Genomic DNA, 25,973 nt, shown 5'->3' with positions numbered 1-25,973 from the left:
TCCGGGGCACGCGGGGCGTGACCCCGGAATCTCGAGATCGTGGCGCGAGATTCCGGGTCTGCGCGCCGTGCGCGCATCCCGGAATGACGAAATTGGAGAGCGGCTCAGCATGTCCGACCTGTCCATGGTCAAGGCGCTGGTGTTCGATGTGTTCGGCACCGTCGTCGACTGGCGCACCAGCCTGATCAACGACTTCACCGCGTGGTCGAAGACCCGCGGCATCCAGGGCGACTGGACCGCGCTGGTCGATGGCTGGCGCGGGCTCTATGTCGGCTCGATGGACGAGGTCCGCAGGCACCCGGAGCGCGGCTACGTCATCCTCGACGTGCTGCACCGGCGCTCGCTGGAGACGCTCGTTGCCCAGCTCGGCATCACCGGCTTGACCGAGGCCGATCTCGATCATCTCACCCGCGGCTGGCACCGGCTGCATCCGTGGGCCGACAGTGTCGCCGGGCTGACCCGGCTGAAGTCCAAATACATCATCGCGCCGCTCTCCAACGGCAACGTTGCGCTGCTCACCAACATGGCGAAGTTCGCGGGTCTGCCGTGGGACCTCGTGCTCTCCGCCGAGCTGTTCCAGCACTACAAGCCCGACCCCGAGACCTATCTCGGCGCCGCGCGTCTGCTTGGTCTTGCGCCCGACGAGGTGATGATGGTCGCCGCGCACAACAATGATCTCGAGGCGGCGCAACGCTACGGACTGAAGACCGCCTTCGTCGCCCGCCCCACCGAATACGGCCCGCTGCAGAGCCGCGACTTCGACGCCACCGGCGCCTGGGACATCGTCGCCGATGATTTCAACGGCATCGCCGACCGGCTCGGCTGCTGATCGTCCTGCCTCACGCGCCCGACACGATCACGCCATACCAGCCGAGCCCCTTGTAGGTCTCGTAACCGGGCGTGGCGTGGAACGCGACCATGCGCCCGGAGATGTCCTGATAGAAGCCACTGCGCTTGCCATCGAGCTTCAGTGAAACGCGCTCGCTGAGAATGCCCTGACCGTCCGAGGATGCGATCACGCGCAGATTGGAATCCACCAGCAGCACGCGGGCCTTGTCGCTCTCGCTGACGCGCACGCCCTGAACGATGGCGCGCGCCTGCGCTTCCCAATCGAAATGGATCGCGAGCACGCCGAGCGGCTTGCCATGGGCCTTGCCGTCCTCGCGCACCGAGGCGCAATAGGTCGCGACCTGGGCGTTGCCGAGCAGCGGCTGGCATTCGACATCACCGGCGACATAGTCGTCGCCCGAGCGCAGGCCGCGCGCCTCACGAAACCATTTGGTATCAGCCACGCTCTGACCGACGACGTTGAAGCGGTCCGCCCGGCCGTTGGCGATCACGTTGCCGCTCGGATCGCACAGCCACAGATCGAGATAGACGGTGTAGGCCGAGAGAATCACCGCGAGCCGTTCGGAGACATGCGTGACGCGGGCCGCATCGGGCGCGGCTGCGCAATCGACCACGGCGGAGTCGGTCGCCCACCAGCGCACGTCGCAGGTCCGCTCATAGAGATTGCGGTCGATCAGCTCGATCGCATTCAGCGCCAGATCGACCATGCGCTCGCCGCGGGCGCGCTCGGTCATGCGTTCGATCGAGCTCTTCAGATTGCCGGTGCGCGTCGTGAGCTGGCCCTCCAGCTCGCGCGCGATGGTCTCGACGAGTTGGCCGACGGCGCGCACCTCCTGGGCCACCACGGCGAAGCCTGCGCCTTGCGCGCCGACCCGCGAGCTCTCGATCAGCGCGTTCAGCGCCAGCATCTTCATCTGGTTGGTGATCTGCTGGATCGATTTGGTCTTCTCGCAGGCGATCTGATTGACCTCGCCGGTGAGCCGCGCGATCAGCGCCGAGACGTCGGTCTCGTCATCCTTGGGAGTCGTTTGTGCCGGAGCGGCGGAGGGCTGCGTCTTCAACTCGGGCGCGGTCAGCATCGGCAATGAACTCCATGTTGCCGCGCCTCCTGGTCGGCACGAAGAGGGCGGACAAATCGGACGTAATAATTGATTGAAATGTTACGGAGTTCGCCTAATGGCTGTTTAATGCACTCCATCGAACGCAGCTCTAATTTTAGGCAGCCAGCCGTATATGGCGGCATTTCCCTGATTTCTTGTGAGTTCCGCCAAGTTCTGGGGCGATTCTGGTGGGTTTCATGGATGGAACCTGCTGAGGCAAGCCAGTTGCTGTAGATTCGACTGCGTCCATTTCGAATCGCTGCGCTGCAAGCGAGGCCCCGCGCATCATGGCACCATCCGCCCTTGCACTGCCCCTGAGCGCCCCGCAGGCGTTCCTGGGCGTGCGGCTGTCGCTGACCAACAAATTGTGGCGCGACCGGCTGGATGCGCGCGGCGCGGCGCGCGCGCTTGCGATGGTGCAGCGATATCAGTTGCCCGAGATGTTGGCGCGCGTGCTCGCCGGGCGCGACGTCGAGATCGACGCGGTCAACGACTTCCTCGATCCGACCATCCGCAAGCTGATGCCGGATCCGTTCACGGTGACGCAGATGGAGGCGGCGGCGCAGCGCATTGCCGACGCCGCGGTCAAGGGCGAGACGGTCGCGATCTTCGGCGACTACGATGTCGACGGCGCGACCTCGGCGGCACTGCTCGCCTGGCATCTGCGCCATTGCGGGCTCGATCCGCTGATCCACATTCCCGACCGCATCTTCGAAGGCTATGGCCCGAACGTCGAGGCGATCCGCGCGCTGGCAAGCAAAGGCGCGACGCTGCTCGTGACGGTCGACTGCGGCACCACCAGCCTCGAGCCGCTGGCGGAGGCGCGGCGGCTCGGCATGTCCGTGGTGGTGATCGATCACCATCAATGCGGCGAGGAGCTGCCGGAGGTCGAGGCGCTGGTCAATCCGAACCGGCCGGATGATCTTTCCGGCCTCGGCTATCTCGCCGCGGTCGGGCTGACGCTGGTCACGCTGGTTGCGGTCAATCGCGAGCTGCGCGGCCGCGGCTTCTGGAGCAGCACGCGCCCGGAGCCGGATCTGCTCAGCATGCTGCATCACGTCGCGCTCGGCACCGTCGCCGACGTCGCGCCGCTGATCGCGCTCAACCGCGCCTTCGTCGCCAAGGGCCTGATCGCGATGCGCCGGCGCGACCATGTCGGGCACACCGCGCTGATGGATGTCGCCCGGCTCAACGGTCCGCCCGAAGCCTGGCATCTCGGCTTCATGCTGGGACCGCGCATCAATGCCGGCGGGCGCATCGGCCGCGCCGACCTCGGCGTGCGCCTGCTCCTGGAAAGCGATATCTCCGAAGCCGCGCGCATCGCCGCCGAGCTCGACCGGCTCAACAGCGAGCGCCGGATCATTGAGCAGCAGGCCGAAGCGCAGGCCGAAGCGGAGGCGCTGGCCTCGCTCGGGCTGGAGGACAAGGGCGCCGTCATCGTGACCGCATCCGAAGGCTGGCATCCCGGCGTGGTCGGGCTGGTCGCGTCCAGGCTCAAGGAAAAGTTTGCCCGGCCGGCGTTTGCGATCGCGCTCGAGCCGGGCGGCATCGGCACCGGGTCGGGCCGCTCGATTCCCGGCGTCGATCTTGGCAAGGCCGTCCGCCACGCCGTGGAGCAGGGCATCCTGATGAAGGGCGGCGGGCACGCGATGGCCGCCGGCGTCACCTTGCGCAAGGAGCGGTTGGCCGAGTTTCGCGCCTTTCTCGAAAGCGCGCTCGCCGCCGACGTCGCCGACGCACGTCACGTCAACGAGATCCTGATCGACGGCGCCATCAGCGCGCGCGCCGCGACACCCGAGCTGGTCGCGACGCTCAATCGCGCCGGTCCCTTCGGCAGCGGCAATCCCGAGCCCATCGTGGCGCTGCCGTCGCATCAGCTGGTTTACGCCGACGAGGTCGGGCAGGCGCATCTCAAGCTGCGCTTCAAGTCCGGCGACGGCGCCGCCGTGAATGCGATCGCATTCCGCAGCGTGGGCCAGAAGCTCGGCAACGCCCTGGTTCAGCATCGCGGCCAGATCCTGCACGTCGCCGGCACGCTCACCGTCGACCGCTACCAGGGCGTCGAACGCGTGCAGCTGCGCGTGCTCGATGTCGCCGTGCCGGACCATGGGCCGGCGATGATCAGGTAGCAGCCCCAACACCGCTGTCGTCCCGGACAAGCTTCGACGACGCTCGCGTCGGCGAAGCGCCGATCCGGCAACTGTTATGTTGATGGAGTGATCGCATAAGGTTTTCGGTCGCGCATCATGGCATTCAGGATGGTTAGAAGCTTCCTGGCGACGGCGATGAGGGCGAGCTTGGCGGGTTTACCGGCTTGGCGCAGACGGTTGTAAAAGATCTTGAAGCGATCGGCGCGGCGGACGGCGTTGAGGGCGGCCATGTAGAGGGCGTCGCGGACACGCTTCCGGCCGCCGCCGATCTTGCGCTTGCCACGATACGCCCCGCTATCGCGATTGAAGGGAGCCAGGCCCGCAAGAGCGGCTACCTCCTTTGGCCCGAGATGGCCGAGTTCCGGCATCTGGGTGATGAGTTGCATGCAGGCGACGGGTCCCACACCGGGCACGGAGCGCATCAGCTGTGCCTGCTCCGCAAGCACCGGCTCGGCTTTGATGAGCGCGTTGATCTCGGCCTCGATCTCGACGATCTCGTCATTGAGGACCTCGATCAGGCGGCTGATGCGTTCGGCCATGGCGCGGTCCTCGGCCTCGCTGCGGCGGTTCTTTTCCTGGGCGCGCATGGCAACCAGTTGATCCCGCCGTTTTGCAAGCCTGGCGAGGGCGCTTTGGGCAGGCGTCATGGCCTGCTCGGTGGCTGGCTGCATGGCGCGCCCAAAGGCTGCCAGCGTTCGCGCGTCGATCGGATCGGTCTTGGCGAGTTGGCCGCTGGCGCGGGCGAAATCGCGAGCTCGAGCCGGGTTGATCCGCGCAAAGCGGATGCCCGCCCGACGCAGGGCCTCGCGCAGTTCGAGGTCGTAGACACCCGTGGCCTCAAAGACCACCAGAACATCGCATCCCCAACGCGCCACCAGCTGTGTGATGGCCTGTGGCCCGTTGGCGATGCGCTCCGGCGCCCCCACGGCTTCATCAAAAATATCGAGATAGGGTTTGCAAACGTCGATTCCGACGCAACGAAAAGGTACGATCACGGTGCCTGTCCCTGTGATGCGAGGTCTGTTGGCGCAGCCTCGTGCAACTGTTCAGGTTGATAAATGGAACGGGCGGGAGACCGAGCCGGCTCACGGCGTCTAGCGCCAAGGACCCAACGGCTTCCCGCCCACCATCATCATGGCAGACTTTCCAGACACAGGGACCCATACGCAGCAGCAGATGTTGTGAGGACGAGATGCCCACTCCGATCTTGCCTCAAACTGCTCCCTGTGGGTATGGGTCCCGGCGCGGAGGCCGGGACGACAGCGGAGCGTGGGGTGGCCGTCGCGTGTCTCATTGCAGGGCAAGTCTTTGCAATCTCGCCGCGCATCTGCGCCCGAGTGATGCTGGATCAAGACCCTCATCACAGAAGAGAGGGCGCAGGGAATGCCGGGTGAAGGCCTCACCCATGGCCCGCCTGCAAACAAAAAGCAGGCGGCAGTCACCACAGGCAAAGCCGTTTCAACCGGCATTCCCTGCGCGGAGGTCTTAACGCTTATACGCGATCTCCCCGGTGTCCGGCTTGATAGCCACCGTCGTCTCCGGGATCATCATCACCCAAAGACTTGGCGCCAGCATCGGGGCGCCAGGACCACGCGATTTCACGTCCGCAACCTGCCGTTCGTCCGCGTACATCGAGCACGCTGCAACACGATCGCGGCCACCGCATCCCGCCCTCCACGTTCATGACGATCGCGAAACGTCCCTCTCATGAGGACGGGATGCGGATGTTATTTCCGATTTTCGGAATAAAAGCAAGCGGAAAGTTTGAGGGCGGGGCTGGCTGCGGCGGCCATCTGGCTGATGCTGCGGGTGAAAATAAAAAAAATTGCAACGGGGCATGTTGCGTCACGAGCAGTGGAGATCCGCGGCCATGCAGACAGAGACATCGATGGCCGGTGACCTCTGTACCGTCCGTCGGTCTTGCTCTAGCATTCTCGACATCGGTTTTGTCGAGACGGGAATGAACGTGCCAATGCGACGTCCGCTTGCCGTGCTGGCAATCCTTGCGATGGGTTGGTCCTGGGCTCAGGCCGAGCCGGGACTGCATTGGCGGACGGCAAGCCCGGACGAGACGCCCTGGTCTGCACCGATCGCACGCGAGGTGCAGGAGTTTGCGGTCGAACAGAAGCCGACAGCGATCATGGTCGTGAGGGACGACGACATTGTTGCCTCGTTCGGCGATCTCGGTGCGAAGGTCAATGTCCGGTCCGTGCGCAAGAGTCTGCTCAGCGCGTTGTATGGCATCGCCGTCGAAGCCGGCCGGATCAACCTCGACAGCACGCTTGCCGCGCTCGAGATCGACGACGTTCCGCCGGGGCTTTCGCCGGCCGAGCAGACCGCGACGGTGCGTCAGCTACTGATGGCGCGCTCCGGGGTCTATCATCTCGCGTCCTATGAGACGGGGCAGATGAAGCAGAGGCGGCCGGCGCGCGAGAGCCATCCGCCGGGCAGTTTCTGGTACTACAACAACTGGGATTTCAACGCGCTCGGCACGATCTATCGGCAGTCCGTCGACGACGTGTTCGCAAGCTTCGACAGACGGATCGGCCGGCCGATCGGGATGGAGGATTTCTCCGCCGCAGACGGCGTGTACGTGAAGGAAGCCTCCTCGTCGCATCCGGCCTATGTGTTTCGGATGAGCGCGCGAGACCTGGCGAGGTTTGGCCTGCTGTTCCTGAACGGCGGACGCTGGAATGGGGCTCAACTGATCCCGCCGACATGGGTGACGGAATCGACCAGCCGTCTCTCGGACACCGAGCAGCCCGGACGGGGTTACGGCTATCTCTGGTGGACCTTCAGCAGCGTCCGATCCGGCATCAGCGGCTATTTTGCCTCCGGCTACGGCGGACAGCAGATCGTGGTCGTTCCCTCGAAGCACCTGGTGGTCGTCGAGCTGGTCGATCTGGCCGTGAATCGGACAGGCGTCCGAACGCAGCGCTTCCTCGATCTCGTCGGCAAGATCACCGCGTCGGTTCCTTGAGCAGGACGTCGATGGCCCTGGCGATCAACCTCCGATCCGACGACGCCTCTTCATGCGAGATCGAGCACCTGTGGAAGCAGGTCGCGGCTTTCGAGGACGCGCCGTCGATGCGCGAGCTGCGCTACCGGCCGCACTTCACCTTCGCGATCTATGACGCGCCTGAGATCGACGTCGAGACGGCTTCGCGCGTAATGCGCGTGGCCGTTCAAGGCGACACGGCGCTGCGGATCGCTTTCAATCGGGTCCGCTGGTTCTTGCACCCTCGTTGCGTGCTGTGGGCCGAGCCTGAGATGAACGCGACGCTGTTGCGATGGCATGCATCGATCTCGGCAGCGATCGATCCGCTGCTTTGCCGGCCGCACTATCGTCCCGGCGCGTGGGTGCCTCACTGCACGCTGGGCACGCGGATCTCGAATGACCGGCGCGACGATGCGATGGCGTTTGCGCGCTCGTTCGTCGGCCGCTTTGAGGTCGTGTTCGATGCGATTGATTGCGTCGTGTTTCCGCCGGTGCGGATCGTGGCCGAACGCAAGCTGCCGCTGGCGACCGCGTAGGCGTTCGGTTCCCAGGGGAAAGGATGACGTCAATCGCGTCGGATGCTAGCGCCAGGACGGCTTCGGCAGATGATCGGGACTGAATTTTGCCGTCGGCCGGGGCGCGGGCGGAGATGGGGCGTCGTCGGACGCCGAGAACAGCAGCAACGCCTCGAACGGCACGTCGGGTGCTTCCGCGGCATAACCGGTGCACGTGACGGGCGTGCCTCTGCAGCATCCTTCGAGGCTGAGCGTCAGCTCGTCGGGGCCGAACAACGACGGCTGTCCCGGGGCATGGCGCTTCGTCTTGATGATGGCGGTGAAACGATCGCCATGGGCCTCGTAGCTTCCGGCATAGCTCAGCACGGTGTCGCCGCCGCACACCTTGCCACCCACCAGCTCGACGATCCCGGTTCCCTGGCCCTTGGGGGTCCTGAACCAGGCCGAATAGGTGCCTTCCTTGATCATTTGCCGCAGATCCCATTGTTGGATCGCGAGCATCGTTGTGCGACGCCAATTAAGAGAAGGTGAAAACGATCGTCAGAACGGGCCGGGAACCCGGAATTTGTTCGTATACGAATGGTGGGGGGCGCAGCAGCGCATATCTCTGTGGCCTGCACGCCGCGCCTTGCGTGGCCGCGCCCTGTCGCGCATCGCGAGTCTCGTCATTCGCTTCAAGAAAATCATTCGAATGGACGTCGGCCCGCGTATAAGGAATGAGACCAAGGCCTACTCAAGGACCATCTGATGCCGTCCGAACCCCGCTCGCCGCGTCTGGCCGTCCTGATCGACGCCGACAATGCCTCCGCCAAGATCGTCGACGGGCTGTTCGAGGAGATCGCCAAGATCGGCGAGGCGAGCGTGCGCCGGATCTATGGCGACTTCTCCAGCCCGCGCTCGAGGCCGTGGGCCGATACGCTGGCGCGCCACGCGATCGTGCCGCAGCAGCAGTTCGCCTACACGACCGGCAAGAACGCCTCCGACATCACGCTGGTGATCGATGCGATGGACCTGTTGCATAGCGGACGCTTCGACGGCTTCTGCCTGGTGTCGTCCGACAGCGACTTCACCCGGCTGGCGGCGCGCATCCGCGAGCAGGGCATCGACGTGTTCGGCTTCGGCGAGCAGAAGACGCCGGAGAGCTTTCGGCAGGCCTGCCGCAGGTTCATCTACACGGAGAATTTGCGCAGCGACGCGGCGAGCAGCAAGGACGCGGACAGCGCTGCGGCGCCGAAGTCGCTGCTGCCGATCAGCGCGGCGACGCCGATGATCAAGAAGGTCATCACGCAGATGGAGAGCGAGGACGGCTGGGTCGCGCTCGGCGAGGTCGGCAAGCAGCTCTCCAACCTGGTCTCCGACTTCGATCCACGCACCTATGGCTGCCGCAAGCTCAGCGACCTCGTGCGCAAGACGGGCGGTTTCGAGATCGAGGAACAGTCCAAGGGCGGCGGCTCGGTGCGCATCCGCGTGAAGGCGGCGAGCGCGTCGCAGCCCAAGGCGCGGGCGTCGAGGTCCGGCCACCGCGAGGCGACGGCCAAATCGTGATCCAGTCGGTGCGGTGGCAGCGTGTCGTGGTCGGAGAGAACTTGCGAGCGGCCACGAACTCAAGAGTACATTCGGCGGTGCACGGCCGCGAACATCACTCCTATGCGCGTATCGCCAGGTCGGAACATGAATCCGACGACAACGATAAGCAGCAACATTGAGCCTACAACGATCAGGGCGACGCCATAAGACTCCGCGCCGGATTCGGCCTGATGTTTGGAATTTGACGCTGCGGGTATGGAGGCGGGGAGGCTCTGGGGGAGAGACACTGGACCAACTTGCGCGACATCGATCCACCGCGCTGACCAGTTGGATCTGGTCATCGTCGTCTCGGGCGGGTCGTCTGATTCAGTGCTCGGCTCAAACGGCCGGGCGGCGGCCAACATTTCCGATCGCGCGTCGCGCCAATGCGGCGGCTGCTCCTTCTGCAGCTTGCGCTCGGCAGTTTGGCGTTCAACTCTCGCTATGTGGCGGCGCCTCGTCATTGGTGTGGCGTCCCAACAGTGGTTTGAGCCATGCCAGTAAATATGCACCGAACCGAAGTGATGACGCGCCTCGCTCTTGTTCATACACGAAGGAGACGCTTGCGATGGAGACGTCATGGTTGCCATGACGATGAGGATCAACGCGACACGCATGGCGTCGCTCCGTTGTTAGTTGATGTACACACGCATACTGATAAACATGCCGTCAGATGCTCGAAATCAGATCAAAAGAATGGGTAAATTGTGTCCAGTTGGACAATACGACTGTCCTATGAAGTTTGAGTTCCCATGGTGTAGTTCAGGGAACCTACAAACAATCCCCGCAATTCGTATTCGCCGCCCAGAGCTAGGGCACTGAAGTCTAGCCGGCGTGTGGGCGGCCAAGGTGTGACCGTGGCCGCAATCGAGGAGGCCCTCAGCCCTCCGTCATCGCGAACAATGACCAGTGGTCGTCGTACTCCGCGCCGTCGCTACGGCCGGGCCTCCGTCGTGAGCTTGTCGTGCATGTAGCGATGGACCTCTTGCTTCGCCTCGGGCGGACAGAACGAGATGAAGGGAAGATTGGCGTCTCCCGCCGGTGCGCCGTCCACGGCATCGGCCAGGTGATGCTCGTGCTTCTCCAGATGGACGCAGGTCCGGTAAAGGCCCAGATACAAGGCCTGGAACGAATCCACGCCGGAGATGGCCATTTCGAACGGGTTGCCCAAGCCGCGAATTTCAATGTCACAGTACCAGGATCTCGGTCCGGCCCGTCTGGGCGCGGACAGTCTGGCGACGACGGCGGTGTCCGTCGTCACATCGCGCAGCACACGCTCGGCGACGACCTCGGTCAATTTCGTCTCGGGTACATTTTCCGGCGGCACCGACGGGATCGGACCAGGCAGGGCGTCGAGCAGCTCGCGGTCGCGCTCGGTGATGAAGCGCAAAGCCTCGGTCCGCGTTTGCGGAAAGCAGCAGTCTGCGATCAGCGGGACATCGACGTCACCGGGGTCTCCATTGAGGAAGGCGAGGCTCCCCTCGTCCTCCGTAAGCAGCCTGCAGAGGAGTTTCAGCCCCAGACACAGCGACTGAAACGAGTCGACACCGCTGATCCACTTGTCGACGGGGCTCTCCAGCCCCTCGATGGCAATCCTGCAGCGCCACTCGAAGTCGTCGACCCGTTCGGGCGCGAACACCCGCGCGGCGACATCGTTGCCTGTCGCCACATTCCGGTAGGTGCGCTCGGCCACGATCATCGTCATTGCTCACTCCGGTCGATAGGTTCCTGATCCCGATGAATTCGTGCGGCGAGCGGTAAGCACGTATGCGCGATCCGACCCGCGCGGACGGCCGTCAGCCGCCTTGCCGCAGCTTCGCCAGCACCTTGAGCCCGCCATAGCCGTCGGCCGGCTGGAGGCCGGCCTTGGCCTGGAAGTCGCGGATCGCTTTCATGGTGTCGTTGCCGACGCGGCCGTCGGTGCCGCCGGTGTCGAAGCCGGCTGCGGTCAGGCGCTTCTGCATCTCCTGCACCTCGGCCAAGGTCAGCGCGCGCTCGGAGCCGGGGAAGGGCTGCAGGAACGGCGGTGCCCCCAGGATGCGGTCGCCGAGATGGCAGATCGCGAGCGCGTAGCTCATGGCCGGATTGTAGGACTTCACCGAGTAGAAGTTCGGGCCGAGCAGGAAGGCGGGGCCGCCTGCGACCGGGATCCAGAGCTGCGCTGACGCATTGGGCTGCGGGAACGGCTGGCCGTCGGCGCGGGTGACGCCGGCCGCCTGCCACGCCGCATAGCTGCGACTGCCAGACATGTTGCCGGGCGCGCGCACCTCGTAGCCCCAGTGCTCGCCGCGGTGATATTTGCCGCGGTTGACGAGATAGCGCGCGGTCGAGCCGAGCGCGTCGTCGGGCCGGCCGAACGGGTTGATCTTGCCGTCGCCGTCATAGTCGAAGCCGACATTGAGCCAGACCTCGGGCATCCATTGCGTGTGACCCATGGCGCCGGCCCAGGAGCCGCGCATCTCCTCCGGCGTGCTCCAGCCGCGGTCGACGATCTTCAGCGCATTGGTGAGCTCGGTCTCCCAATAGGCCTTGCGCCGCGGCTCGTTCCAGGCGAGCGCGGCGAGCGCCGGAAATACCGGGCGCATGTGGTTCTGCTGCACCAGGGGATCGCCGAACGCGGACTCGACGCCCCACAGCGCGAGAAGCGTGCCGCGCTCGACGCCAAAGTCCTTCTCGATGCGGGCGAACAGCGCCTCGTTCTTCTGCAGCGCGATCTTGCCGTTGATGACGCGCCAGTCGGAGACGCGACGGTTGATGTATTGCCAGAGCTGCTCCTTGAATTCCGGCTGGTTGCGCATCTCCTTGAACACGGTCATGTCGGGCTCGAGCCGCGCCATGACCCGCGTCCAGGTGGCCGGCGAGATGCCCTTGGCGAGCGCGCGGGCGCGAAACCCGTCGCGCCAGGCGTCGAACTCGGCCGGGGCAGCCGCTGCCGGCAGCGCGGGGACGAGCAGCGCGGCAGCGCCAAAGCCGGAGCGGAGCAGGGCGCGGCGGGTCATGGAATCGGGCTGGGTCATGGCGCCAGTCTACCCGGTCAGGGCGGGGCGCGGCAAAGCCTTGGGAGCGGCGGGAACCCGCTAGGCGCCGTGGAGGTCGGCGGCGACGTGCGCCAGCCAGCGGCGGATGGTCGCGAGCTCGCTCCGTTTCAAGCCGCGGGCCAGCCTGCGCTCGATGATGGTGGCCTGCCGGCGCGCCTTGGCCAGCAGCGCCAGCCCGCGGCGCGTCAGGCTCCATCGCAGCATCCGACCGTGGACGGGATGCGGCGTCCGCTCGATGGCGCCGTCGCGTTCGAGATTGCCGATGATCACGTTGACGGTCTGCGGCGTCAGCAGCGCGACGCGGGCGAGGTCGGCGCCGGACAGCCCGGGATAGGCCTTCAGCATCGTCAGCACCACGAATTGCGGATGGGTCAGCCCGGTCGCGATGAGCGCGCGGTCGAGCGACAACCGCGCCGCGGCCTGCGCCTGGCGCAGCAGATAGGCAAGGTAGCCGTCCTCGCCGCGCTTGCCCTCGCCGGGCGATGGCGGGCGGGCCGCCGTCCTGGGTCGAGTCCGGGTTTGACTCCTGGGCCGACGCGCGGGGCCAGCCTTTCGCGACGCTCGCGAGGTCGTCAATTCCGGTGCCTTGCGCATATCATCAGAGCCCTGATAAGTTGTCAGACATCTGATAACATGAGAGACAGACACATGTCACATGCGCGCAGCGAGTACACCGCGTTCCGGAGCCAGGCGCCGGAGCTTTACGACGCCATCCTTGCGGTGAGTCAGCAGGCGGCGAAGGCCGGCCTCGACAAGCAGTTGCTCGAACTCGTCAAGATCAGGGCGTCGCAGATCAACGGCTGCGCATTCTGCGTGCAGCATCATGTGCTGCTGGCCGAGAAGCTCGGCGTGTCCGCCGACAAGATCAATCTTGTCGTGGTGTGGCGCGAGGCGCCGCAATTCTCGGCCCGCGAGCGCGCGGCGCTGGCGTTCACCGAGGCGCTGACCACGCTGCAGGGCGGCGTCAGCGACGAGGTCTATGCTCAGGCCCGGGCCGAATTCTCGGAAACGGAGCTGGTGTTCCTGACGTCGGCGATCGGCGTGATCAATCTCTGGAATCGCTATGGCGTCGCCTTCCGCTGGACGCCGGCGGAGCGGCCGGTGCGGGCGGCTTCGTGAGTTGTCCGGAACCGCAGCACGGCCCGGCGGGTTATACGCGGGAGGCAGAGGAGGCGCGCATGACCGGGACGGACGAACCGCTCAAGCCGGAGGATTTTCCGCTGGAAGCCGACAAGGAGCGCGTGCAGCGCCAGGACGGCAAGCCGATCGCAACGACGAAGAACGAGGCGATGGCGCAAGAGATTGCGGATCGTCTCAACGCCGAGGAGCACCGCCGCGAAGAGGACAAGTGGTCGGCATGACTTCTTGCTCCTTGGCCGTCTCCTTGGAGTTGCAAGAGACACATGCCGCTTGCAGTCAGCTCGAACTGATCAGCAAGGGGGCTGCGCTCAAAACGGATTCGCCGGCTGCGCCCGCTGGGGACCTTCCGGCTTCGGCTCGACCGCGAGGCTGGGGTCGGTCGGCATCACGCGCGCGCCGGCGGCGCGGGCGACCTGGCCGGTCATCGAATGCCGTGCCGCCTCGGCGGACTTGATTTCCGGCGGATGCCAGCGGTCGCGCACCAGCATCGTCAGCGCGCCCACGCAGAGCAGCGCAATCGCGGTTGAAACGAGCGCTGGTCCGGCTCTGCGATGCGGGTTGGCTGTCATCATCTGCGATCCTCCTGACCAGACAACCCGGAGCGGTGGGTCCCGGTTCCGGGCCAGCCGGCGATCAGTTCCGGTCGCGCCCTGCGGCAGCGTCGGCCGCTGGTCCGAGCGGTGACGATCCGAGTGCGCCGGTGGTCGACGGCGGCGACGCGGCGATCTCCTCCAGCCCGACCTCGCGGCCGCGGCCGCCGATCAGGCGCTCATAGGCTGTGATCAGCGTCACGTAGGGATTGACCCAGATCCAGCCGTCGCGCGTGAACAACTGGACGTCGAAATGCAGATGGCGCGTGGTGCCGTTGGGATGGTCGAGATAGTTCGAGACCACGCCGATCGGCTCGCCCTCGCGAAGGCTGCGGCCGTTGAGCAGGCCGTCGGCATCCATCGCCGCTGGATTCATGTGCATGTAGCGGAAGCGGATGTGCTCGGTGCCGCTGTTGACCTGCACCGTCACCGCCTGCTGCCGGGTCGAGCGGATCACGACGCCGTCGCGCACGGCGAGCACGCGCTGCCGCCACGGGTTGCAGCCGTCCGCGCCGTCGCGGCGCACCGGGCAGGCGCCCGGCCTGAGATCCTGGCCCTGATGGCCGAAGCCGCTGGCGCACTGCCCGACGTTGAAGCTGCGCGCCTCGCAGAAATTGTCGCGCCAGGGATACTGGCTCCATGGCTGGTCGAATTTGTCGCTCGCGCGCCGGCGGCCGAACGACTGCGAATGCACATAGGCCGGCGCATCCAGCGGATAGCGGATCTGCGAATAGACGGTGCGGTCGGCCCGCCCGCTCCGGCTGCGTCCGCCGCTGTTGGCGACGATGTCGCCAACGGGCCGATAGGTGAAATCGGCATCCAGCGTGAGCGGGCGCTCGGCGGCGAGCGGCGCGATCTCCGGCGGGATTCGCGACGGCTGCCCGCCGGCGATGCGGAGCGCCTTGAGAAAGCGTTCGGCGATGGGATAGGCCTCGCGGCAGGCGAGCCGGCGCGGCCGCGGCGCGCTGTCCAGGCACTGGATCGAGACCACGTAGGGCACGCCGAAACGCGTGAAGGCGTAGCGGACATAGCCCTCGCGGATGAAGCGGCGCAGATCGGGATATTGCGCTGACAGCGCCTTGACGCCTTCGCCCTTGCCGCCGGCGGGATCGGCGACCTCGTAGGTGAGGAGCGAGCCGGTGATCTGGATCTCGACCGGCTTTGCGAAGACGCGCGGCGGCAGGCCGGAGGCCGTCTCCGGCGGCAGCGAGAACACGGCGTCGTAGCCGGACGGGCCGGCATCGAACAGGTCGGTCTGGAAGTCGGCCTGATAGCGCGGCAGATCGCGCGCCGCGATGGCGGCGCTGCGGCGCGCAGCAAGATAGGACGCGGCGTCGAACGGCAGCAAAACGGGGACCGGACTGCGTCCGATCCCCGTGAAGATGGTCGAGGTCACGCCGTTGAGCTGGATCAGCGCGGGCCTGCGCCGCGCATCGCCGGCCGAAACGCTGCTCCGGTGCGCGGACAGAGCGAAGTCGGCAGCGACCTCGGGCGCCGCGTTGAGTTCGGAGCGGAGCTGGTCCAGCGCCGCGCGCCAGTCGGCGCGGTTGATGGTGAGGGCGAGCGGAGCAAAGTCATCGGCCGCGCGCGTCGTGGACGGCGCGGCCAGCGTGATGATCGCCGCCAGGGCGGCGATGAGTGTGATGACCCGTGCCCCCAAATCCCCCCGCGCCCCCCGGCGTCAGATCCTCGAGATGCCTCAGTCCTTGGCGCGCTCGCAGTAGGAGCCGTCCTCGGTCATGACGACGATGCGGGTGCCGACCGTGATGTGCGCCGGCACGCCGGTGCGAACGCCGTTGGAGAGCACCGCCGGCTTGTAGGACGACGACGCGGTCTGGCCCTTGGTGACCGGCTCGGTCTCGACCACTTCGAGCGTGACGCGCTGCGGCAACGTGATCGCCACCGGGACCACGTCGTGCATCGACAGCTTGACCGTCATGTTCTCCTGAAGATAGGCGGCCTGGTTGCCGACCACGTCCTTCGGCACCTGGACCTGGTCGTAGGTCTCCGGGTTCATGAAGTGGAAGCCGTCCGCATCCTCGTAGAGGTACGTGAAGTTGCGCTCCTCGATCGTCGCCTTCTCGACCTGGTCGGTGGTCTTGAAGCGCTCGGAGATCTTCACGCCGTCGCTGATTCGGCGCATTTCGATCTGGCTGACCGGGGTGCCCTTGCCGGGATGGATGTTCTCGGCGGTCACGACGACATAGAGCTTTCCATCTTGCTCAATGACGTTACCCTTGCGAATAGAGCTGGCGATGACTTTCAAAGCTGTTTTCCTGACACTGAAAAGGGGGCGCCGGACCAAGCCGGGGCGCCACGCGACGCGGAATGCGGTTTCGGGCGGCAACATACTGATTTTGTCCGGGGTTGCCAGTCTTTTGCGGCCCGAACGGACGACCTCCTGATGTCCCGGGAGCCCGCGCCTTCGCCGTGGTGGTCGCCGCAGCGGCACGCCGATGTCAGGCCGTTCCTGCTCGCCCGGGCCGCCATCACCAGGGCGTTGCGGGCCTGGTTCGACGAGCAGGGGTTTACCGAGGTCGAGACCGGCATCCTGCAGGTGTCGCCGGGCAACGAGACCCATCTGCACGCACCGCGCACCGACCTGACGGCGCCGGACGGGACCCGGCACCGGCGGTATTTTCGAACCTCGCCGGAATTCGCCTGCAAGAAGCTGCTGGCGGCCGGGGAGCGGCGGATCTTCGAGTTCGCCCGCGTGTTCCGCGACCGCGAGCGCGGCGACCTGCACCTGCCGGAATTCACCATGCTGGAATGGTATCGGGCGGAGGTGCCCTACGACGCGATCATGGCCGACACGGTCGTGGTGATCGCCCATGCGGCTCAGGCGACCGGAATCCGGCGGTTCGCCTTCCGTGGCCGCACCGCTGATCCCTTCGCCGAGCCAGAGCTGCTGACGGTTGCCGGCGCGTTCGCGCGCCATGCCGGGATCGACCTGCTCGCGACCATCCGCGACGGTGCGGGCGACCGTGGGGCGCTGGCCCAGGCCGCCGCCGGCAAGATCCGGATCAGCGACGACGACACCTGGTCGGACCTGTTCAGCAAGGTGCTGGTCGAGCATGTCGAGCCGCATCTCGGGCAGGGTCGGCTCACGGTGCTCCATGAATATCCGGCGCCGGAGGCCGCGCTGGCGCGGGTGGCGGCCGACCCCCGCGTCGCCGAGCGGTTCGAGGTCTATGCCTGCGGCGTCGAGCTCGCCAACGGCTTCGGCGAGCTCACCGACGCCGCCGAGCAGCGCCGCCGCTTCGAGCAGGAGATGGCCGAGAAGGAGCGCCGCTATGGCGAGCGCTATCCGCTCGACGAGGACTTCCTCGCCGCCGTGGCCGCGATGCCGCAGGCGAGCGGCGTGGCGCTCGGCTTCGACCGCCTGGTGATGCTGGCGGCCGGCGCCACCAGGATCGATCAGGTGGTGTGGACGCCGCCGGCAGGTGAGCGATGAACAGGATCGAACGTCCGACCACGTTGCGCAGCGCCGAGGATCTCGTCGCGCAGGGCTTGGCTGACGCGGCGGACCAGCCGGCGCTGGCGCGCGTGGCGCAGCGCTATGCCGTGGCGGTGACGACGCATCTCGCCGACCTGATCGACGTCGACGATCCGAATGATCCGATTGCGCGCCAGTTCGTGCCCAGCACGGATGAGCTGAAGGCCGCGCCTGGCGAGCGCGGCGATCCGATCGGCGACGATTCGCATGCGCCGGTGCCGGGCATCGTGCACCGCTATCCCGATCGGGTGCTGCTCAAGCTGGTGCATGTCTGCGCGGTCTATTGCCGCTTCTGCTTCCGTCGCGAGATGGTCGGGCCCGGCAAGGACAATGCGCTGTCGGAGGAGGCCTATCGCGCGGCGCTCGACTACATCCGCGCACATGACGAGATCTGGGAGGTGATCCTCACCGGCGGCGATCCGCTGATGCTGTCGCCGCGGCGGCTGAAGGAGATCATGGCCGATCTCGCCGGCATCGATCACGTCAGGATCGTCCGTATCCACACCCGTTTGCCGGTCGCCGATCCCCAGCGCATCACGCCGGCGCTGGTTGACGCGCTGAAGGCGCCGGGCGCAACGACCTGGATCGCGCTGCATGCCAATCATCCGCGCGAATTGAGTCCGCCGGTGCGCGCGGCCTGCGCGCGGCTGATCGATGCCGGCATTCCCATGGTCAGCCAGTCGGTGCTGCTGCGCGGCGTCAATGATGACGCGGCGACCCTGGAGGCGCTGATGCGCGGCTTCGTCGAGACCCGCATCAAGCCGTATTACCTGCACCATGGCGACCTCGCGCCGGGCACGGCGCATCTGCGCACCACGCTGGCGCAAGGGCAGGCGCTGATTCGAACGCTACGCGGCCGGGTGTCCGGCCTGTGCCAGCCCGACTACGTGCTCGACATCCCCGGCGGCTACGGCAAGGCGCCGGTGGGGCCGCAATACCTCACTGCGGATGAAACTGTTGAGCAGGATCATGCGGCAGCTGCGCAAACGCGCTATCGTGTGATTGACTATTGCGGTGAGGCGCACCTCTATCCGCCCGCCGCGGGATGAAGTGTCCTGCCGATTCCGCTGACACGGAGGAGCAACATGAAGAAATTTGCGATCGCGATGGGGCTCCTGATGGCCGTCACCGATGGCATCGCGCTGGCGCAGAGCGGCAGCGGCTCCTCCGCCGGCACCGGATCGAAGAGCGGCATGCCGCCGCAGGCGCCGGTCGGCCATCGTCAGGTGCGCCCCAGCGACCTGCCGAAGGCCGAGCAGGCTGAGGACAATTCGATGAGCGGCACGACCAAGGAAGACCGCGAGCTCGATCGCAAGATCAAGGGCATCTGCCGCGGCTGCTGAGCGCGATCTGCGGCGCGCCCGACGCGCGCCGCTTGATCGGTCGTGAGTGTTACGCCGAGCGCTCACGCGGGGAGTTGCGAAGCGCCGCACGCCGGGCGGCGACGGCTTCGGCGAGCTGCTCCAGCACCTCCACCGTCGTGTCCCAGCCGATACAGCCGTCGGTGATGCTCTGGCCGTAGGTCAGCGCCACGCCCGGCTTGACGTCCTGGCGTCCCGCGATGAGGTGACTCTCGATCATCACGCCCATGATGCGCTGCTCGCCTGCGGCGAGCTGGCGGCCGACGTCGGCGGCGACCAGCGGCTGGTTCTCCGGCTTCTTGCTCGAATTAGCATGGCTGGTGTCGATCATCAGCCGCGCCGGCAGTCCGGACTTGATCAGCTCGGCCGCGGCCTGCTCGACATGGGCGGCGTCGTAATTGGGGCCGCTGCCGCCGCGCAGGATGATGTGGCAGTCCTCGTTGCCGGTCGTGGCCGCGATGCCCGAACGGCCACCCTTGGTCACCGCCATGAAATGGTGCGGGTGGGCCGCGGATTTGACCGCATCAGCGGCGATACGGATGTTGCCGTCGGTGCCGTTCTTGAAGCCGACTGGGCACGACAGGCCGGAGGCCAGCTCGCGGTGGATCTGGCTCTCGGTGGTGCGCGCGCCGATCGCGGCCCAGGCGACGAGGTCGGCGATGTACTGCGGCGTCGTCATGTCGAGGAATTCGCATCCCGCCGGCAGGCCGAGATTGTTGACGGCGGACAGCACGCTGCGCGCGAGCCGCAGGCCCTTGTTGATGTCGAAGGAATTGTCGAGGCCGGGATCGTTGATCAGGCCTTTCCAGCCGACGGTCGTGCGCGGCTTCTCGAAATAGACCCGCATCACGATTTCGAGGCGGTCGGCGAGGCGCTCGCGCAAGGCGGCGAGGCGGCCGGCGTAGTCGACCGCCGCGTCGGGATCGTGGATGGAGCAGGGGCCGACGATGACCAGCAGGCGGTCGTCGCTGCCGGTCAGGATGGCATGGATCGCATTGCGGGCGGCCATCACCACACGGGTGGCGGTGAGGGTGCGGGGGATTTCACCCATCACCTCCGCCGGCAGGCTCAATTCCTTGATTTCCTTGATACGAAGATCGTCTGTGGTGCTCAGCACGGCGGGCTCCTGGGTCTCTTGGGTGGGCACCTGCCGGCAATAAAAAAGCCGCCAGGTCTGGCGGCTCGTTCGGATATCTTGCTGCAATGTGTCAGATTGAGCGCGATCCTCCCGCCGCCAGCGAGCTGTCGTAGCTAAAGTACCAATAAAAGCTGGTGGCGGCGTTGATCATGCCCATCCTATAGCGGCCGCGCGGCCGCTTGTCATCCCGAAAATCGAGCCCTCCGGCGTCAACCGTTGCGCGCGGCGAGCGCCATGCCGATCATCGACAGCCCGCCGAACAGCAGGTTGATGCCGACCAGCAGACCGATCGCCCACAACGCCGTGCCGGGCAGACCGGAAATGATGATGCCGGCGATCGCGATGTCGACCACGCCCGAGATTGCCAGCCACGACCAGCGCCCGGACAGCTCGCGGCGGTGCTCCAGCGCATACATGATGGTGGCGACGCCTTCTGCGAGAAAATAGACGCCGATCACGATCGTTAGCGTCACCGTCCCCTGGACCGGCTGCGCCACCAGGATGACTCCGGCGACGATGGCGAGCACTGCCGACAACAGCGACCACCAGAAGCCGGGCATGCCGCGGGCCCAGAAGGTGAGCGCGAGTCCCGCGATGCCCGAGATCAGGAACATCCAGCCGAGGAAGATCGTGACCGCGAGGCTTGCCAGCGGGGTGAGGATCATCGCGAGCAGGCCGAGAACGGCGAGCAGGATGCCCTCGATCAGGAAGGCCTTCCAATGCGCGCGCACGGCTGCGCCCATCTGCGACTTCATGCGCTCGAGCTCGGGCGGAATCGTATCCTGGGGAAGGGTCATGATCGTCACTCCGGGCAAGCTCACGCGCTTAACGCCGCGGCCGCCTGCCCACGCACATGGTGAGGACCTGCGGCCCGGACAAGCGCGCAATGCGCATTTGGTTGCTCTGCCGGCCCCGCGATGCCGGGATTATGCCGTCGTCCGAATCCGGTTGCGACCGAAAACATAGATCGTCGTTGTGACAATCAGAAGGGCCATCCCGACGATGATCGCGGTGAGACCGAGGGGAACCAGAACCGCGGCGACATTGCGGTCAGGGTTGAGCAGCCAATGCCGGATGGAGGTCAGCACGAATCCGAGCCCGACGAAGCCGGCGGCGCCGCCGAGCAGGAGCAGCGCCCACATCCTGCGCAGCTGGCTCAGCCTTGCCCGCGCCACCTCGGTGCGCGGCGTGTGGTGATGGGTGACCCGGCGCACCAGCCGCACGGCAAGGGCGATCGACGAGAACCCGATCAGCACGCTGATGCCGCCGAGCCAGAGGCGCGCGGCGGTGTCGAGGGTCGATGCCCGCTGCAGCAACAGCAATGGATAGTCGAAGGCCGCATGCAGCATCACGGGTGCGGCCAGCACCAGCGCCCAGCTCGACAGCCGCGCCCCTTCGCGATTGTGGCGGTTGGCGCCAAGCGCCGTACTGGTGCGGGCGATCGCGAGATAGGCACCGGCAATGATGCCGAGCGCGCCATGAAACGGCACGGTGAGCACGCTGCGCAGCACCGCCAGCGAGCGCCACATCTCGGCATGCTGGACGAGATAAGCCAGGTTCTCGTAAGCCGCGAAGCCGAGCCCGACGGCGGCACCGTAGAATACCGTGTCCATGGCATTGCCGACCTGCCGGCGCCGCGACCACAGCGCGGCGATCACCGCGACCTTGGCGAGCTCTTCCGGCAAGGCGACGCCAAAAAGGGCCCGGACCGCCTGGGCGATCCAGGGATTCTCCAATGTCAGCCCGACATGCTGGAACGGCGTCCTGATAATGCCGAGCAGGAGCACGCTGGCTGCCCCGAGCAGGAAGGCGGTCCAGATCTTGAGCGGAGGGCCTGAATTGTCACCGGCGGCGACCACCAGCCAGAGGATCAGCAGCGCGGGCGCGATCGCGGCGGTGCCGATCACGGTCGCGAGGGCTTCGAGAAGGTTCATTTGCGATGGCAAGTAAGCCATGGTCTCCGATCATCCAATGCGGCGGGGCCGAACCGACCCTCCACCACCCGCGCGGAGAATGGATTTGACATCGGTCCGTGGCCGCACGGCAAGATCTACATGTCGGCAGAATGAGCCGCTCTTCAAGGGAAAGAACCCCGTCCGGGGGCTCGATTGGGGGAGGGACCGCTGCAGGGCCGAGTGCAGCCGCCGTCGGCTGCCGCCCGGCTGGTCTCAACGGGGCCGGGAGGCTCTCGGCGCCGTCGCATCGCCGCCGCGCACCGGGGCCTCCTGGCGCGGTTCGACCGGGGTCCAGGCGTCGGTGCGGGAGGTGGTTGGCGCCTGGGCGGTCGTCGGCGTTTCCACGCAGCTCAATCGTGGTGTCGGGTCGGCCACACGCCGGCATTCCAGACCTTCAGCGAAAGCGGCCTGACTGATCGCGCACGCAACCAGAACAATCGAAAGAACTCTCATGGTGCCCCTCGGAGCAGGCTTGGGTCGCCCGTGATGCAGGCTCGACTCGGTCGTGCCATTCGATGATGCCCAGCTTGGCCGCAAAAGCGTGCAAATATTTGACCATTCTCGCCGTCATTCAAAAATTCTTCCGAAATTCGCGCGTGCATTCCATGAGTTGCAAGCGATGCGAGCGTTTTTCGCTGGCGCAAACGCGAAGCCCTTTCGCTCCGTTGCGGTGCCAAGGCGCGGCAGCCGGCGCCGAACTGCCATTTGCCCCCAGCTTGCTCGGCATGGGCGGCCGGGCGGGCTTGATGCGGCAAAGGGATCATGGTCGGTTGCCGCGATGAATTCGCCGTCTTGGTCAGCTTCCGACAGAGCCTGTGGTCCACGCTATCGCCGTGGCTGGGTCGACGACGCCGTGGCGGCCATCGAGGCCGACCAGTGCCGGACCGCCGACACGCACTTGATCCGGCTGATCGTGCCCGCGCTCGCCGGCATCGACATCTACCTGAAGGACGAATCGACCCACCCGACCGGGAGCCTCAAGCATCGGCTGGCCCGATCGCTGTTTCTCTATGCGCTTTGCAACGGCCACATCCGGGAAGGCACGCCCGTGGTCGAGGCCTCCTCCGGGTCGACAGCGGTATCGGAAGCCTATTTCGCGCAGATGATCAGCGTGCCGTTCTACGCGGTGATGCCGCGCACCACCTCGGAAGAGAAGATCGCCGCGATCACGCATTACGGCGGCAATTGCCATCTCATCGATGACGGCCGGTTTCTCTATGCCGAGGCGGCCGCGCTCGCGAGCCGGCTCGGCGGCCATTACATGGACCAGTTCACCTTCGCCGAGCGCGCTACCGACTGGCGCGGCAACAACAACATCGCCGAGTCGATCTTCAACCAGTTGCAGGGCGAGCGCCGTCCGCTCCCGGAATGGATCGTGATGGGCGCGGGCACCGGCGGCACGTCGGCGACGATCGGCCGCTATCTGCGCTACCGCCGGCACCCGACGCGGCTGTGCGTCGCCGATGTCGAGCATTCGGCCTTCTTCGACGCCTTCTGCAACGGCGACAGCGCCCGGACGTGCGAACGGCCGTCGCTGATCGAGGGCGTCGGCCGTCCGCGCTGCGAGCCATCCTTCGTGCCGGGGGTCGTGGATCGCATGATGAAGGTGCCGGATGCCGCCTCGGTCGCGGCGATGAACGTCCTGACGCGGCGGCTGCGCCGGCCGGTCGGCGGCTCGACCGGGACCAACTTCCTGGCGCTGTGCCGGCTGGCGGCCGAGATGCGGCAGGATGGACAGAGCGGCTCACTGGTCACCCTGATCTGCGATTCCGGGGAGCGCTATCGCCAAACCTATTACGAGCCGCAATGGCTCTTCGCGCGCGGTCTCGACCCCGCGCCGTACGAGGCAGCTCTGTCCGCCTTCCTCGACACCGGTGCGCCGCTGCGGCTCGAGGTTGCCGATGCGGAGAACCCGCTGCGCGCCTGAACGCCTCCGGGGGCGTCGCGGACCGCGGCGAGCGGCATCCGGATGCCCGGCATCGTGCGCGATCCCTGATCTGGATCAACGAAGGACGCGACGGATTGCGCTTTGGTCCGACCCCGAACAGGCCTCCAAGGGCGCGCCGGAACGCAGGTTCGGGACGCGAGCAGGGGAAGGACGGATCAGGTGATGAACTACGACAGCTATTTCGACCGTGCCCTCGACCAGTTGCACCAGGAACGGCGCTATCGCGTCTTCGCCGATCTGGAGCGCCTCGCCGGCCGCTTCCCCCGCGCGATCTGGCATTCGCCGGAGGGGCCGAAGGATGTCGTGATCTGGTGCTCCAATGACTATCTTGGCATGGGCCAGCATCCGAAGGTGATCGGCGCCATGGTCGACGTTGCCGCGCGCATGGGCACCGGCGCCGGCGGCACCCGCAACATCGCCGGCACCAACCATCCGCTGATCGAGCTCGAGCGCGAGCTTGCCGATCTCCACGGCAAGGAAGCGGCTCTGGTGTTCACCTCGGGCTACGTCTCCAACGAGACCGGCATCTCGACCATCGCGAAACTGCTGCCGAACTGCCTGCTGCTGTCGGACGCGCTCAACCACAATTCGATGATCGAGGGCGTCCGCAAGGCCGGGAGCGAGAAGCAGGTCTGGCGGCACAACGACCTCGCCCATCTCGAAGAGCTGCTGCGGGCGGCCGATCCCGACCGTCCCAAGCTGATCGTCTGCGAGAGCCTGTATTCGATGGATGGGGATGTCGCGCCCTTGCACCGGATCTGCGATCTCGCCGAGCGTTATGGCGCGCTCACATACGTCGACGAGGTCCATGCGGTCGGCATGTACGGCCCGCGCGGCGGCGGCATCGCCGAGCGCGACGGCGTGATGGCCCGCATCGACATCCTCGAGGGCACGCTCGCCAAGGCCTTCGGCTGCCTCGGCGGCTACATTGCCGCCAATGCCAATCTGATCGACGCCGTCCGCTCCTATGCGCCGGGCTTCATCTTCACCACCGCCTTGCCGCCGCCGGTTTGCGCCGCCGCGACCGCCGCGATCCGCCATCTCAAGACCTCGCAGTGGGAGCGTGACCGGCACCAGGACCGGGCGGCGCGGCTCAAGGCCGTGCTGAACGCCTCCGGGCTGCCGGTCATGCCGTCCGACACCCACATCGTGCCGGTGCATGTCGGCGATCCCGAGAAGTGCAAGACGGCGTCCGACCTGCTGTTGTCCGAGCACGGCATCTACATACAGCCGATCAACTATCCGACCGTGCCGCGCGGCCTGGAGCGGCTGCGCATCACGCCATCGCCTTACCATGATGACGGCCTGATCGACGCCCTGGCCGAGGCGCTGGTCGACGTCTGGGATCGGCTCGGCCTTGCGCGGGCGCCGCAGGCGCTGGCCGCTGAGTGAGCCGTTTCCGCTGACCTGTCACATCGGTCTGTCAGTTTGATCTGCCGCAATGCCGCCCGCGCTCGCGCGGGCGTAGTCTGTTGCGTTCAGGGAAAATGCCGGTTCGGCAAGGCCCAGCCGGCGCACAGGCGAGGGCGGCCATGGCAAGGATCATCGAAGCGCTGCTGCAGGAGCACGAGAATCTCGAGAAGCTTCTCTCGGTGCTCGAGCACGAATTGGAGCTGTTCGATCACAATCGGCGGCCGGACTACGACATCCTGCAGAGCATCATCGCCTATTTCGAGGACTATCCGCAGCGCTGTCATCATCCCAAGGAGGAGATGATCTTCGGCAAGCTGCGCGAACGCGACCCTGCCGCGGCCGCAGCCTATGGCGACGTCGACGACGAGCACGAGACCGAGGCGCAGCGGCTGCGCGGCTTTGCCGACGCCGTGAACGCGGTGCTGTCGGACCAGGAGATCCTGCGCGAGAGCTTCCACGCCGCCGTGCATGAGTTCATCGACAGCCAACGCGAGCATCTGCGCAAGGAGGAGACCCTGCTGTTTCCCGCGGCGCTGCGCGCCCTTCAGGCGGAGGATTGGGCCGATATCGACGCCCGCATGTCGGACCGCAAGGACCCGCTGTTCGACGGCGACGTCGCCGAGAAATTCCACAATCTCGAGCGGACCATCCTGCGCTGGGAACAGGAGGCGGAGCAGGCGCGCGCCACCGCCGGCTGATGGCGTTTTGCCCAATTG

Annotated in this window: 26 protein-coding genes; 13 read left to right on the top strand and 13 right to left on the bottom strand. The window is 66.3% G+C overall.

Going from position 1 to position 25,973, the window contains the following annotated elements:
- Positions 1 to 109 precede the first annotated feature (109 nt).
- Positions 110 to 829, top strand: coding sequence for a haloacid dehalogenase type II (locus tag QX094_RS27310; protein ID WP_316185005.1), 720 nt, complete (start codon positions 110 to 112; stop codon positions 827 to 829).
- 10 nt (positions 830 to 839) lie between these two features.
- Here QX094_RS27310 and QX094_RS27305 read toward each other — a convergent pair whose 3' ends face one another.
- Positions 840 to 1,928: a methyl-accepting chemotaxis protein gene (locus QX094_RS27305; RefSeq protein ID WP_316185007.1), complete on the bottom strand. Its 1,089-nt coding sequence runs from the start codon at positions 1,926 to 1,928 to the stop codon at positions 840 to 842.
- Between the two features lie 308 nt (positions 1,929 to 2,236).
- On the opposite strand from QX094_RS27305, the gene recJ reads away from it, so the two are divergent.
- The gene (gene recJ, locus QX094_RS27300; RefSeq protein WP_316185009.1) at positions 2,237 to 4,078 is read left to right on the top strand and encodes a single-stranded-DNA-specific exonuclease RecJ; all 1,842 of its coding nucleotides are present in this window, start codon (positions 2,237 to 2,239) and stop codon (positions 4,076 to 4,078) included.
- A gap of 74 nt (positions 4,079 to 4,152) precedes the next feature.
- On the opposite strand, the gene QX094_RS27295 is transcribed toward recJ, so the two are convergent.
- The gene (locus QX094_RS27295; RefSeq protein WP_315751903.1) at positions 4,153 to 5,094 is read right to left on the bottom strand and encodes a transposase; all 942 of its coding nucleotides are present in this window, start codon (positions 5,092 to 5,094) and stop codon (positions 4,153 to 4,155) included.
- Between the two features lie 977 nt (positions 5,095 to 6,071).
- Here QX094_RS27295 and QX094_RS27290 point away from each other — a divergent pair.
- Together QX094_RS27290 and QX094_RS27285 are read left to right on the top strand one after the other, a co-directional pair.
- Positions 6,072 to 7,079: a serine hydrolase gene (locus QX094_RS27290; RefSeq protein ID WP_316185011.1), complete on the top strand. Its 1,008-nt coding sequence runs from the start codon at positions 6,072 to 6,074 to the stop codon at positions 7,077 to 7,079.
- 11 nt (positions 7,080 to 7,090) lie between these two features.
- Positions 7,091 to 7,633, top strand: a complete 543-nt coding sequence (locus QX094_RS27285; RefSeq protein ID WP_316185012.1) for a 2'-5' RNA ligase family protein — start codon at positions 7,091 to 7,093, stop codon at positions 7,631 to 7,633.
- A gap of 45 nt (positions 7,634 to 7,678) precedes the next feature.
- Here QX094_RS27285 and QX094_RS27280 read toward each other — a convergent pair whose 3' ends face one another.
- Complete coding sequence (locus tag QX094_RS27280; protein WP_315751655.1) at positions 7,679 to 8,080, bottom strand: hypothetical protein; 402 nt, start codon at positions 8,078 to 8,080, stop codon at positions 7,679 to 7,681.
- 279 nt (positions 8,081 to 8,359) lie between these two features.
- Between QX094_RS27280 and QX094_RS27275 the strand changes: the two genes are divergently transcribed.
- Positions 8,360 to 9,157 (top strand): NYN domain-containing protein, encoded by a 798-nt coding sequence (locus QX094_RS27275; protein ID WP_315751654.1) that lies wholly within the window; start codon positions 8,360 to 8,362, stop codon positions 9,155 to 9,157.
- Between the two features lie 59 nt (positions 9,158 to 9,216).
- Here the strand turns inward: QX094_RS27275 and QX094_RS27270 are convergent, their stop codons facing one another.
- The 4 genes from QX094_RS27270 to QX094_RS27255 form a co-directional block, all read right to left on the bottom strand.
- A complete protein-coding gene (locus QX094_RS27270; protein WP_315751653.1) occupies positions 9,217 to 9,795 on the bottom strand; it encodes a hypothetical protein in 579 nt (192 codons plus the stop codon).
- Between the two features lie 317 nt (positions 9,796 to 10,112).
- Positions 10,113 to 10,883, bottom strand: a complete 771-nt coding sequence (locus tag QX094_RS27265) for a DUF6968 family protein (RefSeq protein WP_316173701.1) — start codon at positions 10,881 to 10,883, stop codon at positions 10,113 to 10,115.
- A 91-nt stretch (positions 10,884 to 10,974) separates the two neighbouring features.
- The gene (locus QX094_RS27260) at positions 10,975 to 12,195 is read right to left on the bottom strand and encodes a lytic murein transglycosylase (RefSeq protein WP_316185014.1); all 1,221 of its coding nucleotides are present in this window, start codon (positions 12,193 to 12,195) and stop codon (positions 10,975 to 10,977) included.
- Between the two features lie 60 nt (positions 12,196 to 12,255).
- A complete protein-coding gene (locus tag QX094_RS27255) occupies positions 12,256 to 12,810 on the bottom strand; it encodes a MarR family winged helix-turn-helix transcriptional regulator (protein ID WP_316185016.1) in 555 nt (184 codons plus the stop codon).
- Between the two features lie 54 nt (positions 12,811 to 12,864).
- Here QX094_RS27255 and QX094_RS27250 point away from each other — a divergent pair, with 54 nt between their 5' ends.
- Both QX094_RS27250 and QX094_RS27245 read left to right on the top strand, forming a co-directional pair.
- On the top strand, positions 12,865 to 13,335 hold the full coding sequence (locus QX094_RS27250) for a carboxymuconolactone decarboxylase family protein (protein ID WP_315826897.1): 471 nt from the start codon (positions 12,865 to 12,867) through the stop codon (positions 13,333 to 13,335).
- Between the two features lie 59 nt (positions 13,336 to 13,394).
- Entirely contained in the window at positions 13,395 to 13,577 is a 183-nt protein-coding gene (locus QX094_RS27245) for a hypothetical protein (RefSeq protein ID WP_315712101.1), read from the top strand.
- Positions 13,578 to 13,664: 87 nt separating this feature from the next.
- On the opposite strand, the gene QX094_RS27240 is transcribed toward QX094_RS27245, so the two are convergent.
- From QX094_RS27240 to efp, 3 genes are all read right to left on the bottom strand, one after another.
- On the bottom strand, positions 13,665 to 13,928 hold the full coding sequence (locus tag QX094_RS27240) for a hypothetical protein (RefSeq protein WP_315712100.1): 264 nt from the start codon (positions 13,926 to 13,928) through the stop codon (positions 13,665 to 13,667).
- A gap of 61 nt (positions 13,929 to 13,989) precedes the next feature.
- Positions 13,990 to 15,606: a M23 family peptidase gene (locus QX094_RS27235; protein ID WP_316188371.1), complete on the bottom strand. Its 1,617-nt coding sequence runs from the start codon at positions 15,604 to 15,606 to the stop codon at positions 13,990 to 13,992.
- A 39-nt stretch (positions 15,607 to 15,645) separates the two neighbouring features.
- Positions 15,646 to 16,212 (bottom strand): elongation factor P, encoded by a 567-nt coding sequence (gene efp / locus QX094_RS27230; protein ID WP_315712097.1) that lies wholly within the window; start codon positions 16,210 to 16,212, stop codon positions 15,646 to 15,648.
- Positions 16,213 to 16,350: 138 nt separating this feature from the next.
- On the opposite strand from efp, the gene epmA reads away from it, so the two are divergent.
- The 3 genes from epmA to QX094_RS27215 are packed head-to-tail and all read left to right on the top strand — an operon-like array spanning position 16,351 to position 18,785.
- Positions 16,351 to 17,400, top strand: a complete 1,050-nt coding sequence (gene epmA / locus QX094_RS27225) for an EF-P lysine aminoacylase EpmA (protein ID WP_316173696.1) — start codon at positions 16,351 to 16,353, stop codon at positions 17,398 to 17,400.
- Positions 17,397 to 18,491 carry a lysine-2,3-aminomutase-like protein gene (locus QX094_RS27220; RefSeq protein WP_315826899.1) on the top strand — a complete coding sequence of 365 codons (1,095 nt, stop codon included), beginning with the start codon at positions 17,397 to 17,399 and terminating at the stop codon, positions 18,489 to 18,491. The genes epmA and QX094_RS27220 overlap by 4 nt, the downstream gene beginning before the upstream one ends.
- A 36-nt stretch (positions 18,492 to 18,527) precedes the next feature.
- Positions 18,528 to 18,785, top strand: coding sequence for a hypothetical protein (locus QX094_RS27215; protein ID WP_315712092.1), 258 nt, complete (start codon positions 18,528 to 18,530; stop codon positions 18,783 to 18,785).
- Between the two features lie 49 nt (positions 18,786 to 18,834).
- Here QX094_RS27215 and QX094_RS27210 read toward each other — a convergent pair whose 3' ends face one another.
- The 3 genes from QX094_RS27210 to QX094_RS27200 all read right to left on the bottom strand — a co-directional run bounded on the left by QX094_RS27210 (position 18,835) and on the right by QX094_RS27200 (position 21,896).
- Positions 18,835 to 19,920, bottom strand: a complete 1,086-nt coding sequence (locus QX094_RS27210) for a 3-deoxy-7-phosphoheptulonate synthase (RefSeq protein WP_315751645.1) — start codon at positions 19,918 to 19,920, stop codon at positions 18,835 to 18,837.
- Positions 19,921 to 20,150: 230 nt separating this feature from the next.
- Positions 20,151 to 20,738 (bottom strand): HdeD family acid-resistance protein, encoded by a 588-nt coding sequence (locus QX094_RS27205; protein WP_315712090.1) that lies wholly within the window; start codon positions 20,736 to 20,738, stop codon positions 20,151 to 20,153.
- Positions 20,739 to 20,867: 129 nt separating this feature from the next.
- Positions 20,868 to 21,896: a PrsW family intramembrane metalloprotease gene (locus QX094_RS27200; RefSeq protein WP_316173694.1), complete on the bottom strand. Its 1,029-nt coding sequence runs from the start codon at positions 21,894 to 21,896 to the stop codon at positions 20,868 to 20,870.
- 778 nt (positions 21,897 to 22,674) lie between these two features.
- Here QX094_RS27200 and QX094_RS27195 point away from each other — a divergent pair.
- The 3 genes from QX094_RS27195 (at position 22,675) to QX094_RS27185 (ending at position 25,955) form a co-directional block, all read left to right on the top strand.
- The gene (locus QX094_RS27195; RefSeq protein WP_316173693.1) at positions 22,675 to 23,823 is read left to right on the top strand and encodes a PLP-dependent cysteine synthase family protein; all 1,149 of its coding nucleotides are present in this window, start codon (positions 22,675 to 22,677) and stop codon (positions 23,821 to 23,823) included.
- A gap of 183 nt (positions 23,824 to 24,006) precedes the next feature.
- The gene (gene hemA, locus QX094_RS27190) at positions 24,007 to 25,236 is read left to right on the top strand and encodes a 5-aminolevulinate synthase (protein ID WP_315751643.1); all 1,230 of its coding nucleotides are present in this window, start codon (positions 24,007 to 24,009) and stop codon (positions 25,234 to 25,236) included.
- Positions 25,237 to 25,376: 140 nt separating this feature from the next.
- Positions 25,377 to 25,955: a hemerythrin domain-containing protein gene (locus QX094_RS27185; RefSeq protein WP_315712084.1), complete on the top strand. Its 579-nt coding sequence runs from the start codon at positions 25,377 to 25,379 to the stop codon at positions 25,953 to 25,955.
- Positions 25,956 to 25,973 lie beyond the last annotated feature (18 nt).

This window comes from Bradyrhizobium sp. SZCCHNS1050 (assembly GCF_032484785.1).
Taxonomy (GTDB): domain Bacteria; phylum Pseudomonadota; class Alphaproteobacteria; order Rhizobiales; family Xanthobacteraceae; genus Bradyrhizobium.
This window is presented reverse-complemented; position numbering and strand designations above follow the sequence as displayed.